Annotated in this window: 15 protein-coding genes; 7 read left to right on the top strand and 8 right to left on the bottom strand. The window is 37.8% G+C overall.

What is annotated here, in order from left to right; genetic code table 11:
• Positions 1 to 168 precede the first annotated feature (168 nt).
• The gene (locus EGT49_RS11335) at positions 169 to 1,200 is read right to left on the bottom strand and encodes a branched-chain amino acid aminotransferase (protein ID WP_135374433.1); all 1,032 of its coding nucleotides are present in this window, start codon (positions 1,198 to 1,200) and stop codon (positions 169 to 171) included.
• 146 nt (positions 1,201 to 1,346) lie between these two features.
• On the opposite strand from EGT49_RS11335, the gene EGT49_RS11330 reads away from it, so the two are divergent.
• Positions 1,347 to 2,195, top strand: coding sequence for an alpha/beta hydrolase (locus EGT49_RS11330; protein ID WP_135374431.1), 849 nt, complete (start codon positions 1,347 to 1,349; stop codon positions 2,193 to 2,195).
• 43 nt (positions 2,196 to 2,238) lie between these two features.
• Here the strand turns inward: EGT49_RS11330 and EGT49_RS11325 are convergent, their stop codons facing one another.
• The 4 genes from EGT49_RS11325 to EGT49_RS11310 all read right to left on the bottom strand — a co-directional run bounded on the left by EGT49_RS11325 (position 2,239) and on the right by EGT49_RS11310 (position 6,159).
• A complete protein-coding gene (locus EGT49_RS11325) occupies positions 2,239 to 2,466 on the bottom strand; it encodes an SHOCT domain-containing protein (protein WP_246013846.1) in 228 nt (75 codons plus the stop codon).
• Between the two features lie 68 nt (positions 2,467 to 2,534).
• On the bottom strand, positions 2,535 to 3,530 hold the full coding sequence (locus EGT49_RS11320; protein WP_135374429.1) for a LacI family DNA-binding transcriptional regulator: 996 nt from the start codon (positions 3,528 to 3,530) through the stop codon (positions 2,535 to 2,537).
• Complete coding sequence (locus EGT49_RS11315; RefSeq protein WP_135374427.1) at positions 3,530 to 4,975, bottom strand: UDP-glucose--hexose-1-phosphate uridylyltransferase; 1,446 nt, start codon at positions 4,973 to 4,975, stop codon at positions 3,530 to 3,532. The genes EGT49_RS11320 and EGT49_RS11315 overlap by 1 nt, the downstream gene beginning before the upstream one ends.
• A complete protein-coding gene (locus tag EGT49_RS11310) occupies positions 4,975 to 6,159 on the bottom strand; it encodes a galactokinase (RefSeq protein WP_135374425.1) in 1,185 nt (394 codons plus the stop codon). The genes EGT49_RS11315 and EGT49_RS11310 overlap by 1 nt, the downstream gene beginning before the upstream one ends.
• A gap of 144 nt (positions 6,160 to 6,303) precedes the next feature.
• On the opposite strand from EGT49_RS11310, the gene EGT49_RS11305 reads away from it, so the two are divergent.
• Both EGT49_RS11305 and EGT49_RS11300 read left to right on the top strand, forming a co-directional pair.
• Entirely contained in the window at positions 6,304 to 7,170 is an 867-nt protein-coding gene (locus EGT49_RS11305; RefSeq protein WP_135374423.1) for a DegV family protein, read from the top strand.
• Positions 7,160 to 7,510, top strand: coding sequence for a VOC family protein (locus EGT49_RS11300; protein WP_135374421.1), 351 nt, complete (start codon positions 7,160 to 7,162; stop codon positions 7,508 to 7,510). Before EGT49_RS11305 ends, EGT49_RS11300 begins: the two co-directional genes overlap by 11 nt.
• A gap of 380 nt (positions 7,511 to 7,890) precedes the next feature.
• Here the strand turns inward: EGT49_RS11300 and EGT49_RS11295 are convergent, their stop codons facing one another.
• On the bottom strand, positions 7,891 to 9,843 hold the full coding sequence (locus EGT49_RS11295) for a PTS sucrose transporter subunit IIABC (protein ID WP_135374419.1): 1,953 nt from the start codon (positions 9,841 to 9,843) through the stop codon (positions 7,891 to 7,893).
• Positions 9,836 to 11,509 (bottom strand): alpha-glucosidase, encoded by a 1,674-nt coding sequence (locus EGT49_RS11290; RefSeq protein ID WP_135374417.1) that lies wholly within the window; start codon positions 11,507 to 11,509, stop codon positions 9,836 to 9,838. Before EGT49_RS11290 ends, EGT49_RS11295 begins: the two co-directional genes overlap by 8 nt.
• A gap of 221 nt (positions 11,510 to 11,730) precedes the next feature.
• On the opposite strand from EGT49_RS11290, the gene EGT49_RS11285 reads away from it, so the two are divergent.
• The 3 genes from EGT49_RS11285 to EGT49_RS11275 all read left to right on the top strand — a co-directional run bounded on the left by EGT49_RS11285 (position 11,731) and on the right by EGT49_RS11275 (position 16,174).
• On the top strand, positions 11,731 to 13,179 hold the full coding sequence (locus tag EGT49_RS11285; RefSeq protein WP_246013845.1) for a sucrose-6-phosphate hydrolase: 1,449 nt from the start codon (positions 11,731 to 11,733) through the stop codon (positions 13,177 to 13,179).
• A gap of 11 nt (positions 13,180 to 13,190) precedes the next feature.
• Complete coding sequence (locus tag EGT49_RS11280; RefSeq protein WP_135374415.1) at positions 13,191 to 14,171, top strand: LacI family DNA-binding transcriptional regulator; 981 nt, start codon at positions 13,191 to 13,193, stop codon at positions 14,169 to 14,171.
• An 800-nt stretch (positions 14,172 to 14,971) separates the two neighbouring features.
• A complete protein-coding gene (locus EGT49_RS11275) occupies positions 14,972 to 16,174 on the top strand; it encodes an MFS transporter (RefSeq protein ID WP_167849838.1) in 1,203 nt (400 codons plus the stop codon).
• Here the strand turns inward: EGT49_RS11275 and EGT49_RS11270 are convergent.
• Entirely contained in the window at positions 16,171 to 16,905 is a 735-nt protein-coding gene (locus EGT49_RS11270; RefSeq protein ID WP_135374411.1) for a class I SAM-dependent methyltransferase, read from the bottom strand. The genes EGT49_RS11275 and EGT49_RS11270 overlap by 4 nt on opposite strands.
• 208 nt (positions 16,906 to 17,113) lie before the next feature.
• Here EGT49_RS11270 and EGT49_RS11265 point away from each other — a divergent pair.
• The coding region (locus EGT49_RS11265; protein WP_167849837.1) for a transposase at positions 17,114 to 18,307 on the top strand (1,194 nt) is incomplete at its 3' end.

The following is an 18,307-nucleotide window of genomic DNA, read 5'->3' as shown; positions in this document are numbered from 1 at the left end:
AAAAAAGAAACGGCCTCACCAACGAAGAATTTTGGGGTGAGGTCGCTTAAAAAGTTATATTATTTGAGCCAAGAAAATGTCAACTTGACAAGGACGAGTGCATTCCAGCGTTTCCCAGAACTGTTGCGGAAGACGGCATCATACACCATTCAAACTAAAGAAAAATTGTTATTCTACTACTTGGATCCAGCCTTCTGGAGCTTCGACTGTTCCGAATTGGATTCCTGTTAAAGTGTCGTATAGTTTCTTCGTAACGGGACCGACTTCGGTTTCACTGTAGAAGACGTGGAGTTTGCCGTTGTGTTCTAGACCGCCGATTGGGGAAATTACGGCTGCTGTTCCGCAGGCACCGGCTTCTTTGAACTTATCTAGTTGATCAACGTAGACGTCGCCTTCTTCTGCACCTAGTCCTAGTCGATTCTTGGCTAACCATAGGAGTGAGTACTTAGTGATACTTGGTAAGATCGATGGTGATTTTGGTGTTAGAAAGACGTTGTCTTTGGTGATACCAAAGAAATTGGCTGAACCGACTTCTTCGATTTTTCTGTGTTCGATTGGGTCTAAGTAAACACAGTCGGCAAAGCCATTTTTATGTGCTTCATCACCAGGATAGAGGCTGGCAGCGTAATTTCCACCGACTTTACTTTGACCTGTTCCTTTGTGAGCGGCACGGTCATATTGAGAAGTTGTGAAATTGACTGGTGTTAGGCCACCTTTGAAGTAATTACCAACTGGCATAGCGAAGATGGTAAAAATGTATTCAGGGGCTGCGTGAACACCAATCTGTTCGCCGGCACCAAACATCAAGGGACGTAGATAAAGCGTGGCACCAGTTCCATAAGGTGGGACAAAGTCGGCATTGGCTTTGACTACTTCTTTAACTGCTTTGACGAATTCATCTTCAGGGAAGACTGGCATCAAAAGACGCTCGCAAGAATTTCTTAATCGCTTGGCATTTTGGTCAGGTCTGAAGAGTTGAATCTTGTTGTCAGGAGTTCGATAAGCTTTCATCCCTTCAAAGGCAGCTTGCCCGTAATGGAGCACGGTAGAAGCCTCAGAAATGTGCAAGGTACTGTCAGTCTTCAAGCCAACATCTTGCCATTTACCGTCTTTGTAGTGGGCAAAGAAACGATAAGGCAAATCCATGTAGTTGAAACCAAGGTTACTCCAATCAATTTTTGTTGCATCAGCTTTGGTCATAAACGAAATCTCCTTTTATTAAAAAAGTATTTGAATAATTAAATTCATCATAATTAAAGCGCTTAACAGTGTCAATAAAATTGAGGCTTTAGATTAGGTAGAAATCACGCAACCGACTACAATTAGACTGTAGTCTGGAGGAAAATATGAAATCAAAGAAAATTTTATTTCCAATAACAATAATAATTTTATTGATGACACTAGGTTTCTTTACCCAAAGTTGCCAAGCTAAAACTATCTCAAAAAAGTACGTTCAAGAATCAATTCCAACGATATTTTTCCACGGTTATGGCAGTAGTTACAGGGCAGAAACTCAGATGACTGGTGCCGCTAAAGAAGCTGGAGTGACAAATAAAATTATTCGCGTCAATGTCAGTCCTAACGGTTACGTCAAAATCATCGGGTCAATTCCTAAAAAGGCTAAAAATCCAATTATTGAAGTAAATTACGATAATAATAAAATGACCAATTATCATACCGCTGGTCTGTGGGCGAAAAATGTTATTACCACCTTGCAAAAAGATTATAAGTTTAAGAAAGTCAATCTAGTCGGTCATTCAATGGGAAATATGGCCATCAATTACTATATTTTGGACAATTATCCGAATAAAAATTTACCTAAGATCAACAAAGTAGTTGATATTGCCGGTCATTTTAACGGAATCATTGGTGAAGACGACGAACCAAATCGAGTTACACTGAATAAAGCCGGTAAGCCTGATCAAATGGATCAGTATTATCAAGAATTATTGAAGTTACGCAAAATTTATCCAACTAACACGAAAGTTTTGAACATCTATGGTGACCTTAACGATGGCACACATTCGGATGGCGCAGTCACAAATTCATCATCTAAATCATTGAAGTATCTAGTTTCAAAGCGAGCTAAGTCGTATGAAGAAAAGAAGATTGTCGGTAAAATGGCCCAACACAGCAAGTTACATGAAAATAAACAAGTTGATAAAATATTAATCAAATTTCTTTGGGAAAAATAAAAACTCATCAGAGTACGTTAAACGTAACTCTGATGAGTTTTTTCTAGCTAAGTAAATTTTCTTTTCGTTTCTTATAATCTTCATCGGAAATATTGCCTTTAGCATATTCTGAATCAAGGATTCTGATTGCCTCAGGTTGATTCGTTTGATTCTTGCGGGTGATCAAATAAATTATCACAGCAATTATTAGTAAGAAGATGAAGCCGTAGAAAAACATTCCTCCACCCATCATGCCACCAAAAATACCGTGACAACCAGCAAAATTCATCATAACTAGGCCTCCTTTGAATGTTTAACTTAATTATAGAATAGGAAATTAACTACAAGCAATCAAAGAGCTTATTCAAAATATGAGGTTGACTGTCTGAAAATCAGTTTAGTTGACAGTTCTAGTCGTTTTGCTACATGTTGTTGGTTTGTTAACAAGTTGTGCATTAAGTCGACTGAGGATTTGCCCATTTGAGTTGTTGCTACATCGACTGAACTTAATTCAGGATTAACGTAGCGTGATAGGGCGGTGTTGTCGAAACTGAAAACTTGGACACGTTTGGGAACCTCGACGGCATTTTCTTGTAGTGCTTTCAAAGCTCCAGCGGCCATCAAGTCGTTGGTGATGAAAAAGGCGTGAGGGAAATCTTCCTCGTTTAAAGCTTTCATCATTTGAACATAGCCAGAATCTTTGGTGAAGTCGCCTTTAAAGCAATTTTTACTCTGGAAAATATGATGTTTTTCCATGGCAAATTTAAAGCTGTCGAAGCGTTGGTCGGTAATGGTTCTTAATTTATCAGTTGAAGTTTCTTCGCCATAAATTAAACCAATATCTTCAATCTCGTGATCCACGAAGTAATCGACGACTTTTTGAATACCGTATTTGAAGTCAGTTAATACAGAGTCAAAACCTTGACCAAATTGGTCGTCATCGATGAAGACAATGTTTGGGCAAATTAGTTTCATGGTGTTGACTTGTTCGTCACTTAATTTTCCAACGGCAATGATACCGTCAGTATCATTAGGAATTTCGGTTAAATTGTTGTGAAAAATTCTGGAGATTTGAAAGCCGTATTTAGGAGCTTGTTGCTCGATACCTTCACGAACCGTCATATAGTAGAGGTCATCTTGTTCTTTAGATTCTGAGTACCACTGCACTAAAGCAATGTGCTTTTGATAACGGCTGTTGGGATGATTAGCTTTCTTATAATTTAAGTCAGTCGCAATTTTTAAGATAGTGGCACGAGTTTCATCGGCGACTGATAAGGTTAAATCATTGTTGAGAACTCGAGAAACTGTCGCTGGTGAGACGTTAGCAAGTTTGGCAATGTCGCGTAAAGTGGTCATTAATGAATGCTCTCAATGAATTTGTCGAAAGCACGTTGTCCGGTAGCGTTCCATTTGAAGACACCAGCATCTTCGAGAACCCTGGCAAAGACTAATCCAGTTTCTTTTTCGACGATTTCGGAGACATTGTCAGAAGTGAAGTCATATTTTTGCTTCAATTGATCAGCCCAAGTCTTGTGGTATTCAGCCATTTGATTAGGCAATCCCAGAACGTAACGTTCAACTTCTTTAAGTTCATCCTTTAAACGAGCCGGTAAGATAGCTCGACCCATAACCTCGATCAGACCAATATTTTCCTTCTTGATGTGTTGAACATCGGCATGTGGATGGAAAATTCCGTCGGGGTATTTAGCTGAAGTTTGGTTGTCACGCAAGACGATATCCAAAACGTACTTGTCTTGTGAACGGTAAGCGATTGGAGTCACTGTATGATGACGAATTTCACCGGTATGTGCAACAACGTTAACTGATTTGTCAGAATAGTTCATCCAATATTCGTGGATCAAATTGGCGGCTTTGACTAGTTCGTCAGGATGTTTGCTAGTTAGGCGAATAGTTGACATAGGCCACTTAACGATTCCGGCATCAACTCCGTCGACACCGATTTCGATTGGACGATCGATGGGAGCTTTCATCATTGGAAAGACGTGTTTGCCTCCTTGGTAGTGGTCGTGACTCAGCATTGAACCGCCGACAATTGGTAAATCAGCATTGCTACCGACAAAGTACTGAGGAAAAATTTGTGTGATTTCGATTAAGTTATTAAAGGTATGCTGATTGATAACCATAGGGACGTGTTTGGTGTTTAAAAAGATGGCATGCTCACTGAAGTAGGCGTATGGGGAATATTGGAAGCCCCAAGTTTGGCCGCCGAGTGTGAAGCGAATGACACGGTGATTACTTCTAGCTGGATAGTCAAGTCGGCCTAAATAACCTTCGTTTTCGAGACACAATTGACACTTAGGATAACCAGTCTGTTTATTTTTACCGGCCGCAGCGATGGCTTTGGGATCTTTTTCCGGTTTAGATAAGTTGATAGTGATTTCCAAATTTCCATAGTCAGTCTTAGTTTGGTAAGAGATATTTTTGGCAATCGCTTTGACCTTGATATAATCATTGTCCTGACTCATTTGATAGAAATAATTAGTTGCACTTTCTGGACTCTTTTGATAGAGATTCCAGAATTTTTGATTAACACGTGAAGGTAGTGGTGTTAAAAAACTCATCAATTGGTCGTTTAAAATTTCTTTGGCAGTCTGACTATCATCAATCAATTTATTTTTAATAGCAGTTTGAATTAAACTTTCCTTTAAGTCAGAGCCATCTTGGTGATTGTCGTCACCAACTAAAGCGCAGATTTGATTGTACAAGAAGACCCGGTCGAGTTCTTGATAGTCGTTGTCAGCACTGATAATTTTATCGACAAATTTATCGACACAAGACATTATTTTTCCACCTCATTTAAAGCAATTTCTTTTGGTCCGTCGGCGATTTCGGCAATGTAGAAGTCAGCGGCATAACCAATTTCATCTAGGTAAGTTTTACCAACATTTTCTTTGAAGGCAGCGACTTTATCTTTGTTAACGATAGCGATAGCACACCCACCAAAGCCAGCACCAGTCATTCTAGCACCGAGAACACCGTCTTGAGCCCAAGCAGCTTTGACTAAGGTATCAAGTTCTTTACCAGTAACTTCATAATCGTAGTGTAGTGAAACGTGTGAGGCGTTAACTAGTTTACCGAATTCAACTAAGTTGTTTTCCTTCAAATAGTTGATAGCTTTGAGAGTTCTTTGGTTTTCAAAAACAGCGTGACGAGCACGACGAATCAAAGTGTCATCATCGAGCAAATAAGCATTGCGGTCGAATTCATCAATTGACAACTCACCAAGTGAGTTAATATCGAGTTTACCTTGGAGTAATTTCAAAGCACTTTCACATTGTGAGCGACGTTCATTGTATTTAGAATCAGCCAAAGTCCGGTGCTTGTTGGTATTCATGATGACGATGACGTTGTCACCTAAGGCAACTGGAGCATAGTGATATTCCATGGAGTTAGTATCGAGTAGGATAGCTTGATTCTTTTTGCCCATTCCCACGGCGAATTGGTCCATGATTCCAGAATTTACGCCGATGAAGTCATTTTCATCTTTTTGACCCATTTTTACGAGGTCAACTTGATCAATTTGTAAATTGAAGACGTCGTTTAAAATCGTTCCCATTAATAATTCGATTGAAGCAGAAGAAGAAAGTCCGGCACCATCAGGTAAGTTTCCTTGGATGTAGAGGTTGAAACCGTGGTCTAATTTGTGACCAGCTGCTTTAACGAAGTGGATCATCCCTTTAGGATAGTTAGCCCAATCGTCAGCCTTATCAAATTTTAAATCATCAAGAGAAAATGAAATGACACCTTTGTCGGGCAAATTTTTTGAGAACATCGAAACGATATTGTCGTCACGCTTGCCGTATGCGGCGTATGTTCCAAGACTAATTGCACAAGGAAAGACGTTACCACCATTATAGTCGGTATGTTCACCAATTAAGTTGATACGACCAGGTGAGAAGAAAAGCTTTTCTGCAGCGGTTTTAAAAGTTTCTTTGTAGCCATCTAAAATTTGTTTTGTGTCCATGTTTATGCTCCTATTTACTAAATATTTACTTAACAAAATGATAGCGCTTTCTGACAATTAATACAACCCTGCTGATTTAAAAAATATAATAAAATGTTATTATTATATGCATGGAAACAAAGTAACGGGAAAAAGAGGAAGACTATGAAAACGGCAGTTGTAACAGATACAGCATCTTACTTAACACCGGAACAAATTAAGAAATACAACATTACCGTCTTACCAATTACAGTCATTTTGGGAGATAAGCAATACAAAGAGACAGAAGAGTTAACTGATAAAGAATTTTACGATTACTTACGCAATGAACCAGAGTTGCCAACGACATCACAAGTTTCAATGTTTCAAATCCAAGAGGCTTATGATCGATTAGTTGAAGAAGGATACGACAATATTATTTCGATTCACTTATCATTAGGAATTACTTCATTCATGGATAACTTGCGGATGTTTGTTAAAACTTATGACAAAGCTAACATTTATCCGTTCGATTCAATGGCTGCTAGTGCTGCCGAAGCTGACCTTTGTATGTTGGCTGGCTCACTGGCTCAAAAGCAAGTCGCTCCAGAAGAGATTATTAAGCGGTTAGAGAGCTTGAGAGACTCAACTGACATCTTCTTTGCGGTCAATGATTTAAAGCACCTCAGCCGTACGGGACGCTTGAGCAACCATTCAGCAATCATCGGGAGTCTATTAGACGTGAAACCTCTTTTGACTTTTAAGGATGGTAAAATTTTTGCCATAGCTAAAGAAAGAACGATGCATCGAGCTTTTAAAGCTATTTCAAATAAGATCAAAGCCTATATCACCGATCATCCCGATTGGTCAGTTCACGTTACAGTCGTTGACTCCAATAACCGCGAATTGCTAGTAAAATGGGCCCAAGATTTTCAAACGGAATTTCCTAACGCCAGAGTATCAACCAGTCACCTGGGCCCAGCTATTAGTGTCCATACGGGTGAAAAGACGATGGGTGTCGTTTGGGATAAGGATTTTGAAGATGAAGACTAGAATTATGTTATACGTCGACTCAGTCGATATGAGTGTCGAATTTTGGACCGAAGAGTTTGGCGGCCAAGTCGTTGCTAGACAAACTTTAAACGGTGGCTATCAAAATGTCATCGTGGCGGTTTCAAGTGAAGTTGAATTGTCGATTTTTCCAAGGGATTACATAAGAGTTTACTCACCAGAAGTGGATGAGACAGTACCTTCATTGATGTTTTTCTCGGATAATTTTGACCGATTGCATGATGATATTTTAAGTGCCGGCGAAATCAGTGAAGTTAACGGTGTCTTGACGTTCAATTTTATGGATCCCGAAGGCAATTATTTTGTTGTGGCTAAGGCTTGATTGTGCTGGGATGCCGTCTTCCGCAACATCTCTGGGAAATGACTGGAACGCTCTGGACACGACTTGAAGCCTTTTTCAAAACCGGAAAAAGTCTCCAAGCTCGGTCTTCCACTAGGCATTAAAAATGCCAAGTGGAATTTCAGGGCTGAGCATTTCCCAGAGATGTTGCTCCAGACTAAATTGAAATTCTTTGCAGTTGATTTCGTAAAGTCTGAAGAGGATACGGTTCTATTCGTAGTTAGTGCAAAATTGATTTGTAGTCTGGACGCGCTATAGACATTTATTGCTTTAATAGATTTTTTTTTAAGAAAAAGAATTAGTATCAAAAAAGGAGTTGCCATAATAGGCGACTCCTTTTTTAGTAAACATATTTAGTAAAACTAATTTTGTAATACTGGTTGAGCATTTACTGCTGGTTCTTTTTCTTGAAGCGCAATAATACTTTTATCATTTGAAACTTGTTCATCAGGTTGTGATTCGACTCTTAGATAATCTTTACTGTTGGTGATAATTACCATGACGGTATCATCTAATTTTTTATCTAGGATTACTTTTGGATCAAATGTTCCTAGTAAATCTCCCTTTTGAACTTCTTGATTTAATTTCACATTAGTTGTGAATCCTTTTCCGTTGAGTGACACGGTGTCGATTCCAATGTGAACTAAAATTTCGGTGCCATTATCGGTGGTTAAACCGTAAGCGTGGCCGGTGTCAGCTACAACTGTTAATTTACCTGTTTGTGGTGCATAAATATTAACTTTGTTTGTTGTTGATATTGGTGTGATTGCAATTCCTTGACCCATCATGCCAGAAGAAAAGACAGGATCTTTTACTTCTGATAAAGCAACTGTTTGACCATCAATAGGTGAGTAAACAGTATTATCTTTGACGTTTTCTTTATGTGAAGTTTTGTCTTCAACTAAAATATCTTTTGGAATGGCAAACATATTTGTAGCAACAAAGGCTACGACGATTGTTAACAATGAAACAATTGTATAAATGATTAAGTCACGTGCGTTGTAAATATACATTAAATATGATGGTACAACGGCAAGCCCATATGAGTTAGCAGCAACTTTGAAGATGCTTAAAACGGCTGCTCCAAATCCACTAGTCAAAACCGTTACGATGAGTGGTTTGAAATTGTATCTGATTAAAATACCAAACAAGGTTGGTTCAGAAACTCCGAATAGTTGTGATGAGAATGCTCCGACAAAGGTTGCTTTAGCTTTTTTAGATTTACTTCTCATAATCATAGCTAAGGCAACACCTAAGTTAGCAAAACCGTACATAGCTTCTAATACGATCAAGGGATTTAAATGTGTTGCGGCAAGTAGTGAAGTTTCGATGGCAATCATCATTTGATGAATACCAACTAATACCATCAGTGGGTAAGCGGCACCGATTAAGAAGCCACCAATACCAAATGGCAAGTTGATAACACCTTCGACACCAGATACCATTAAGTTTTCAATCCAGTGGACGATTGGACCAACACCTAAAATCATGATTCCGAAGGTTAATAGCATAGTCAAAAATGGCGTGATAATTTGATCTAGGACATTTGGCACATGCTTGTGAAAATAGATTTCCATTTTAGCACCAATAAAACCGGCTACTAATGCAGTTAAAACTGAACCTTGACTACCAATAACGGGGATGTGATTAAATAACATGATGGCCTTAGCACTGCCACCAGCAACATCGTAAGCGTTTGGTAAAGTTGGTGAAACTAACATTAAACCAATTACGATACCGACAATAGGAGTACCTTTAAAGTATCTAAACGTTGACCAAACAATTAAAGCTGGCAAAAATGAGAAAACTGTACCAGTTAAAACGGAAATAACGGTATTAACGTTTGTGGGGATATCAGCGGGAACAGCTCCAAAAAGTTTCAAAACTTGAGCATTAGTGAAAGCACTTTGTAGACCTAAGAAGAGACCGGTTGCGGCGATTACTGGAATGATAGGGATGAAGATACCAGAAAGCATTGCCATGAAACGTTGTAACTTTGTTTTATTCGTATTGTCATCAGCTTCTTCCTCATCGGCTACCTCGTCTTTGCCATAGATAGCATTGACGGTTCCTAGTTTATCGATGGCTTCGTAAACATCATTAACGACACCAGTTCCAATGATAACTTGATATTGTCCGGAACCAAAGAAGACGCCTTTGACTAAATCCAGTTCCTCAATAGCTTTGTCATCAATTTTCTTTCTATCTTTTACTACAAAACGTAATCTAGTTTGGCAATGAGTGACAGTTTGAATATTGTCGATACCTACTAGATTAACGATTTGTTTTGCTAAATTACTATAATCTTTAGCCATTATTTTTCACCTCAATTAAGATTGCTTGGTACGGTTGGAGTTTGTGTGATTCGTTTGTTGAATAATTATTCAATAAAATTTTGTGCTGTGGAAGATTTACGTCAACGACTTCTGAGGATAAGTTGACGTAAACTTGAATATTCTTTCCACGTTGATAAGAAACAATATTGGATGAATCAGTTGAAATTGTTGAAAAGTCACCGTTTATTAATTCATTTCTTAGCTGTGGAAGTTGTCTAATTTTTATCATTTTACGATAGAAGTTCAAGATTGAATCTTCGTCGGAATTTTCATTCTCCCAGTTAATTTCTTTAGCATGTTTTCCTAAAGCTAACCAAGTTTGATGTCCTTGATTGAACCCGTCGTTTACTTGATTATTCCAAGGATATGGAATACGCGCATTGTCTCTTGAACGATCATTAACGTATTTGAGAGCTTGTTTTGGGCTAAAGCCTTCTCCTAAAGCACGATGGTAATTTTGTTTGCTGGAGATATCATTGAACTCTTCGATTGAATTACGCTCAATATTTTGAACACCTAATTCTTGTCCTTGAAAAATAAATGGACACCCTCTTAAGAAGAAGAACAAAGTTGCTAAAGCTTTGGCACCAATATTATTGCGGTAATTTGGATCTTTGATGAATTTATTGATACTTCTTGGTTGATCATGATTCTCAAGGAAGTTTGCTCCCCAGCCATATTTTTGAATGGAAAGCTGGCTCAAATTGATTCCATCTTGCAATTCTTTTACAGTCCAATCTGTTTGGCGATACCATTCTGAACCAGACTTCACATCAATATCGGCGTAATGAAAGTCGAATATCATAGAAAAATAACCATCATTGCCGATAAAATCATCTAGTTGTGAATAATCAACACCACTTGCTTCACCAACAGTAACAGCATTGGCAGGTTTAAAGGTATTTTCATTTAATTCGGTTAAGAATTTTTCAATGCCAGGTATGTTCTCAGATTTTCTCTTAACTTTGCCTAAACCATCTGATCCATCCGGTGTGATTGAAGCAAAGTCTTGATCTTTTTTGATGAAAGTGATGGCATCGATTCTAAATCCTGCAATACCTTTTTTTAACCACCAATTAATCATTTTGTAGATAGTAAAGCGCATATTTTTATTTTCCCAATTTAGATCTGGTTGTTGAGGGGAAAAGACATGATGATAATAAAGATTCTTTTCTCCAGGTACTAATGACCAAGAAGAACCATCACCGAAGTTTGAACGCCAATTATTTGGTGGTAAACCATCTTTTCCGTCTTTAAAGATATAAAAGTCTCGATAGGGACTATTTGGGTCTTTAATAGCACTTTGAAACCAGGGATGTAAGTTAGAAGTGTGATTGATTACTAAGTCCATGATTATTTTTATATTTAATTGTTTAGCTTTTTCGATTAATTCATCTAAATCTTCCATTGTTCCAAATTGAGGATTGATAGCTTGATAATCGGAAATGTCGTAACCATTGTCAACCATTGGGGACTTATAAACAGGGGAGATCCAAATAGTTGTGATTCCTAAAGCATGAATTTTGGGCAACTCTTCAATAATTCCACGAATGTCACCAACTCCATCGTTATTGGAATCTTTGAATGAGGCTGGATATATCTGATAGAAGATTTCATCCTTCCACCAAGTATTTGTTTTGTTCATAAAAGTATCTCCGTTTTTAAAAAGAATATGTAAGCGCTTTGCAATTTCTATATTACAAGGTTTTTTTAAATTGTCAAACGTTTATCAAAAATAATTTGAAAGCAATAGCTAATTTTGAGACCACATTGATTTTACTATATATCAATAATTGTCATACGATTGACAATTGATAATAATAACGGTTACAATGGTGTCACATAAGGAAAGTACGGTAATAAATTATGCTTACTAATATCATTACAAAATGGACTACCAAATTAAGATATCGCCCATATGATGAATGGTCAGATGGACGTATCAAAAGAATCGAAGATAAAATAAAAAATTCCCACTGGCGCCTAGGCTATCACATCCAACCAAAAACTGGACTGTTGAATGACCCGAATGGTTTCTCATATTTTAATCATGAGTGGCATTTGTTTTACCAATCATATCCATTTGGAGCGGTGCATGGTCTGAAGAGTTGGGCTCACTTGACTTCAAAGGACTTGGTACATTGGCAAGATCATGGTCCAACGCTTTTGCCAGGTGATAAACAAGACAGTCACGGAGCTTATTCTGGTTCAGCGATTCCCATTGATGACCAACTTTTTCTCATGTATACCGGTAACGTTCGTGATGAGAACTGGGTTCGTCATCCTAAACAAAATGGAGCTTGGATGGATAAAACTGGTCAGATTCAAAAAATTCCAACGTCGTTGATACCTGAACCAAAAAATGGTTTCACTGATCATTTTCGCGATCCGCAAATTATTGAACATGACCACATGTTTTATAGTTTAATTGGGGCTCGGAGAAAAGATGATACAGGTCACATTTTAGTTTATCAATCACCCAACGTGACGGGGCCGTGGGCTTACAAGACAGAATTACACTTTACCGACCAAGATTGTGGCTACATGATCGAGTGTCCAAATCTATTATTTGTCGATAATCGACCAGTTCTAATCTTTTGTCCACAAGGAATCGACAAAGATGTGTTACAATACTCAAATGTCTTTCCAAATGCCTATGTCATTGGGGAAAAATTTGACTGGGAGACATTTAGTTTCATCAATCCTAGTGTGATGAAAAACTTAGATGAGGGTTTCGATGTTTATGCAACACACGGATTCAACGCACCAGACGGTCGAGTATTAACAGTTAGCTGGATAGGTCTACCAGATACTACTTATCCAAGTGATGTCGAAGGTTGGGCTAATTGCTTCAGCTTGATCAAAGAATTAAAAATTGAGGATAATCAGTTATACCAAATACCAGTAGTCGAGAATAATCAGTTAGTTAAGGAAGAACTTAACTCAAAAGAAATTTCACCACAAACTAAAATTGCGTCAACAGTTGCTAAGAATACAACGGGATCAATTTTGCTCAAAACAGAGCTTGGTGAAGAATTACAAATCATCGTCGATACAACTAATGGTAAAATATTAGTTGATCGAACAAAGATGGGTGAAGCGTTTGCAACTGATTTTGGGACCGTACGAACATCTCAAGTCGAAAAGAATCGCGATATCGCCCTTGATTTGTACTTAGATAACACCGTTTTTGAACTATACATCAATGGGGGACAAAAAGTTATCACCGGTCGGATCTTTCCACAGGGAACAAGATTTTTTGTGGAAGCAAACAATATGGCCATCACGCAACATAGAATGGATAAGATTTTTTGATGAGGTAAAATATGGCGACTTTAGATGATATTGCAAAACTAGCAGGGGTTTCACCAACAACAGTTTCACGGGTGATCAATAATTACGGTTCATTGTCAGAAAAGACCAAGACAAAAGTTTTTTCCGCAATGAAGGAATTAAATTATCAACCCAATAGTTTGGCACGCTCTCTAAAGGGTAAGAAGACGCACTTGATTGGCGTAATCTTACCAGGTGTCAGCAATCCATTCTTTGGCCAGATGGTTCAAGAAATTGAAGACCAATTGTTTAAAAAAGGTTTCCGGATGATACTTTGCAATGCCGGTAGTGATTCAGAAAAGGAACGTGACTATTTACGAATGTTGATGGCAAACCGAGTCGATGGGATAATTGCCGGGTCGCACAATTTGGGAATTGAGGAATACCAAAAAGTTGGCTTACCAATTATTTCCTTTGACCGTTACTTGTCAGACAATATTCCAATCGTCAGTTCCGATAATTATCATGGTGGTCAATTGGCCGCCCAATCATTGTTATTTTCAGGTAGCAAAAAACTAGAGATCATTACAGGTGCTAATCGGCCTAACAGTCCGACAAGTGCTCGTTTGACCGGTTTTAAGGATACTTTGAAAAAGCAGAATTTAGATTTTGATTTAATGGAAATCAGTTTTTCTTCAACACCGAATATTAAAGGTTTGAAGATCAAAGAATTATTGTCGAAAAGAACCGTTGATGGTATTTTTTGTACCGACGATTTAACAGCACTGTTAGTAATGCAACAGGCGAAAGCTTTAGGTATGAGGATTCCTGAAGATGTTAGATTAGTCGGCTATGATGGAACAAAATTCATTCAAAATTACCATCCAGAATTGACGACGATCATGCAGCCGATTTCTGATATCGTAACGATGATGATCGACTTGTTGTTAAAACGAATCGATGATCACGATTGCGAGTTAGAGAACAATTATGTTTTGCCGGTTAAGCTAATAACTGGCTCAACCACTATTTGATTTTTTGGAGGGTGGTGTAGTATGCCGCCCTCCACAAAAAACTCAATTGGGACTGGAACGCTCTGGGCACAACTTGAAGCTTTTTTCAAAACCGGAAAAAATCTTCAAGATTGGCCTTATAGTAAGCGCTGAAGCGCTAACTATAATTTCAGGGCTGAGCCCAATTGAGTTTTTTGTTCCGGGCTGAATTTCACTTTTATGATTTATTTACTTTCCATTTGATTAGGAATAGTTGTTCTATTTTGAATGGGTTGGGGTATATTTGTTGGTTATTGTGCTTTTCTATTCAAGATAAATGTCAATAACTATAAAAGAAAGAGAATCTTATTAGACTGCAGTAATTTGCAGTTTTAATAAGGTCCTCTTTTTTAGTAAATTAAATTGTCATTTAAAGTAGTAAAACGTAAATCTATTTGTAAGTTAGTTTAGTCCTTTTTTGAATAGAATTAGTATCCACTTCAGAATTTATAGAAATAATAGCAAAGAATCGTAAGATCTAGTCTGGAGCAACAGCTCTGGGAAATGCTCAGCCGTGAAATTTCACTTAACGCTTTAGCGTTTAGTGAAAGACCAATCTTGGAGACAATTCCCGCTTTTGGAATTGGCTTCAAGTTGCGTCCACAGCATTCCAGCGTTTCCCAGAGCTGTTGCGGAAGACGGCATCAACCACTCAAAAGAAATAGAACAATTGTTATTTTTAACCAGTTAAACAAAAGAAACGACCGCTTAGAATATTAATGAATTTTACGTTTCCATACGTGCTATAACATAGCCAATCAAGTTGGTTAGGGATGACTTTTATGGAACGAGATAACTTACAATTAATTAAAGCTGGTAGTACTTCAGTGATCAATGCTTTAGGAGAAACAATTTTTTCTTTCTCCTTGTCACTAAAATTGTTGAAAGTAACAGGTTCGGCTTTGGGTTACGGGACTAGTTTATTTATTGGTCCAATCGTTGGACTAGCACTGGCACCAATTTTGGGTAAGGTGATCGATAAATATTCGCATAAGAAATTGGCTTTATTGGCGGAATCGCCTTTGATTGCTTCGTTATTGCTGTATTTAGTGGCTTATTCATTGGGAACTAATATTTTGTATACGGCAATCGTCTTGGTTTGTGCGATGAATATTTTTGGTCGGTTGTTTTCAATCACTTACTTATCTTCAACACCACAAATCGTTAGTAAAAAATCGATTCAGCGGCTTAATTCGATTCAGACGACCGGCGTATCGATGGCTAGCATCGTGGCAGCACCTTTAGCAGGATTTTTATTTGGTATCGTGCCGTTTGCTTGGATTATTTTAGTTGAAATTGCGGCTGAATGTTTTACGCTATTAATTACTTGGCTGACGCATTTTGATTCAGCGACTCCTAAAAAGACAACTGTCAAAAAGGCGGAGAAAGTTGATTTAGTTGGGGTTTTAAAACAACAACCACAATTAGTCGTTTTAACTGTGATTGCGATGGTATTGAATTTAGCTGATATTTCACTCCAAATTGGAATTCCGTTTGTTTTAATTCACACACTCAAATATTCAGCGGCGGTAAGTGGCAATGTTCAAGGAGTTTTGTCGTTTGGTGTTTTCGTCGGCGGGATTATCATTACGATCGTCCAGATTAAAGATGTCTTCAAATTTGAAAAGGTCACTTATTGGCTTTCAGTAGTAAATTTACTTGCTTTAGGTTTTTCAATTAAGTTTTTGCCACAAGCTACTTTGGTAATTTTTGTAGTTATTGAATTTATTTCTGGATTTGTGGGAGCAATTTCAGACCCTCCAGTTTTCACTTATGTCCAAGAAGTTATTCCAGCTAAAGCTTTAGGGCGGGTCAACACCTTGATGTACACGATGGTGCAAATTTTGAATCCTATTGGCGTTTTGATTTACAGTTCAGCCTTTGCGGTGGTTGATTATCAAACACTTTACTTGGTCAATGGCTTGATTGCGGCGGTTTTAGTGGCATTGCTGTTTACACAATTCAAACGCGCATCTAAAAATTAGTCGGTTAATTTAGCAGATATTAACAACATCATCGGTCTTCTGAATTCATCTTTCATACCGGGAACGTCCAGTAAGTGTGCTGGTGGAGTTGGTTCCTGTAATTCAGTGATTGTGAAGCCATTTTGAATCAAAGTGTTGACGTAAGTAGTCAAAGTCTTATGATATTTGACAACTTTGTGATCGAGAAAATTGGCAATCCGTTCACCCTCTGTAAAATAGTGGTCAACTGGCCAACAGGTGATTTCTCCATTCTCATCATAAAACCAGTCCTGATTGCCGAAAGCAGTAAAAATGGGATGTTCAACTGAGAAAACAAAATCACCATTAGGCGTTAAGCATTTTTTGAGACGCTGACAAATATCATTAAAATCAGGTGTGTAGTGCAGAGCTAGAGAACTGATGACAACGTCAAAACTATTTTGAGGAAAATCAATCTCTTCCATTGCCATTTTTTGATAGTGAACATTGTCATAGTGATTCTTTTCTCGGGCTACGTGCAACATATTTTCGGAAATATCGATTCCTAAAACTGACTTAGCATGATGTTGAGCCGCATAAAGATCATGCCAACCGAAGCCACAACCGACATCAAGAACACGTTTGTCTGTGAAATCCGGCAACATTTTTTGAAAAGTCGGCCATTCGCCGGCAGCCTTTAAACCTTCGACCGAACGTGGAAATTTGCTATAGGCTTTGAAAAAATCGCTATTATCGTATTCATTTTCTTCCATGGTGAATCCCTCCACTTAAATGTTTACATAAATCTTGACACAGAATTGATTAAATTCAAATACAAAAAGAGTTTGGGACAAAAGTCCTAAATGACAAAAATAAGGTCCAGAAATCGTAATGATTTCTGGACCTTATTTCGATATACTAGTAAAGAAACGTCTTCAGTCATTTCACCGCCAAGTAAAAAAATTAAAAGAGGTCTTTACTATGCAAATGAATTATATCAATAATCAAACATCTTTGAAACTAGAATTGGACTGGATTCCAAAAAAAGATCATATTGTTTGGGCAATCGATGCTATCGTTGAATCGATTCCTACCGCTGATCTGGAGGCCGAGTCCTCTTGGACTGGCCGTCCAGAGTATCCGGCAAAGATGTTGTTAAAGATGTTATTGTTTGCTTATTCAAGAAAAGTTTTTGCAGGTAGAAAGATTTCTGAAATGGCAGAAGAAAACTTACCAATGCGCTGGTTGATGGGAAATCTATTAACTATTCCTAGCTACAGAACCGTTAATAGATTTCGTACTGGTGATCACTCAAAGGAACTCATAAAGAGATTATTCTTAACATTTAGGAATCGTCTAAATCAGCTTGAGCTGATAGACGATTCCGCCTTGTTTATCGACGGCACTAAAATTTTGGCAAATGCGAATAAATATACATTTGTTTGGAGAAAATCTGTTGAAAAGGCTGAACCAAAATTGGACGCAAAAACAGATGCTTTATATGATGAAGTAATCCAAAATAATGTTGATATTGAGGTTTCCAAGGAAAGCTCTCGAAGCCTAAATAGTACTGAACTTGCTGAAATTTCTACTCATCTTGATACCAAAATTTCTGAACTTAATGAAGTTATTAAAACGGAAAAAGTAGCTGTAGGTGGCTCTAAAAATAAACGTCTTAGACGAAAGCTTAAACACTATAATCATCTGTTAAAAAACGACCTGATTCCTCGAAAGAAAAAATATGAAGATGCTAACGGGATCTTTGGCGATCGTAACAGTTTTTCCAAAACTGATCACGATGCTACTTTTATGAGAATGAAAGAAGATCCAATGAAAAATGGTCAATTGAAGCCTGGATATAATTTACAAGTAGCTAGTCAGAATCAATTTGCTCTCTATTATGATGTTTTCCAGCGCCCCACTGATACACGTACTTTAATACCATTCCTTACTGATATTTTTGGAGAAACGTCGCACGCCGCCGACTACGTCGTGGCGGATGCCGGATACGGCAGTGAAATGAATTACCAATTTATTACTGATGAACTAGAAGCTAATTACCTTATCCCTTACGGAATGTATGAGAAAGAAATGACACGCTCATATCATAAAGATAAACGTAAAGTCGCTAATTGGAACTATGATGAATCTAATGACACTTTTACAGATTTAGAT

This window comes from Companilactobacillus suantsaicola, from assembly GCF_004745525.1.
Taxonomy (GTDB): Bacteria; Bacillota; Bacilli; order Lactobacillales; family Lactobacillaceae; genus Companilactobacillus; species Companilactobacillus suantsaicola.
The sequence above is the reverse complement of the archived record's forward strand: the minus strand, read 5'-3'. Positions and strand labels throughout refer to the sequence as shown.

Coding starts and splice junctions, on each gene's coding strand:
- EGT49_RS11275 (WP_167849838.1), top strand. CDS start 14,972: ATGGAACGAGATAACTTACAATTAATTAAAGCTGGTAGTACTTCAGTG.
- EGT49_RS11315 (WP_135374427.1), bottom strand. CDS start 4,975: ATGTCTTGTGTCGATAAATTTGTCGATAAAATTATCAGTGCTGACAAC.
- EGT49_RS11320 (WP_135374429.1), bottom strand. CDS start 3,530: ATGACCACTTTACGCGACATTGCCAAACTTGCTAACGTCTCACCAGCG.
- EGT49_RS11295 (WP_135374419.1), bottom strand. CDS start 9,843: ATGGCTAAAGATTATAGTAATTTAGCAAAACAAATCGTTAATCTAGTA.
- EGT49_RS11300 (WP_135374421.1), top strand. CDS start 7,160: ATGAAGACTAGAATTATGTTATACGTCGACTCAGTCGATATGAGTGTC.
- EGT49_RS11290 (WP_135374417.1), bottom strand. CDS start 11,509: ATGAACAAAACAAATACTTGGTGGAAGGATGAAATCTTCTATCAGATA.
- EGT49_RS11325 (WP_246013846.1), bottom strand. CDS start 2,466: ATGATGAATTTTGCTGGTTGTCACGGTATTTTTGGTGGCATGATGGGT.
- EGT49_RS11335 (WP_135374433.1), bottom strand. CDS start 1,200: ATGACCAAAGCTGATGCAACAAAAATTGATTGGAGTAACCTTGGTTTC.
- EGT49_RS11310 (WP_135374425.1), bottom strand. CDS start 6,159: ATGGACACAAAACAAATTTTAGATGGCTACAAAGAAACTTTTAAAACC.
- EGT49_RS11270 (WP_135374411.1), bottom strand. CDS start 16,905: ATGGAAGAAAATGAATACGATAATAGCGATTTTTTCAAAGCCTATAGC.
- EGT49_RS11285 (WP_246013845.1), top strand. CDS start 11,731: ATGCTTACTAATATCATTACAAAATGGACTACCAAATTAAGATATCGC.
- EGT49_RS11305 (WP_135374423.1), top strand. CDS start 6,304: ATGAAAACGGCAGTTGTAACAGATACAGCATCTTACTTAACACCGGAA.
- EGT49_RS11280 (WP_135374415.1), top strand. CDS start 13,191: ATGGCGACTTTAGATGATATTGCAAAACTAGCAGGGGTTTCACCAACA.
- EGT49_RS11330 (WP_135374431.1), top strand. CDS start 1,347: ATGAAATCAAAGAAAATTTTATTTCCAATAACAATAATAATTTTATTG.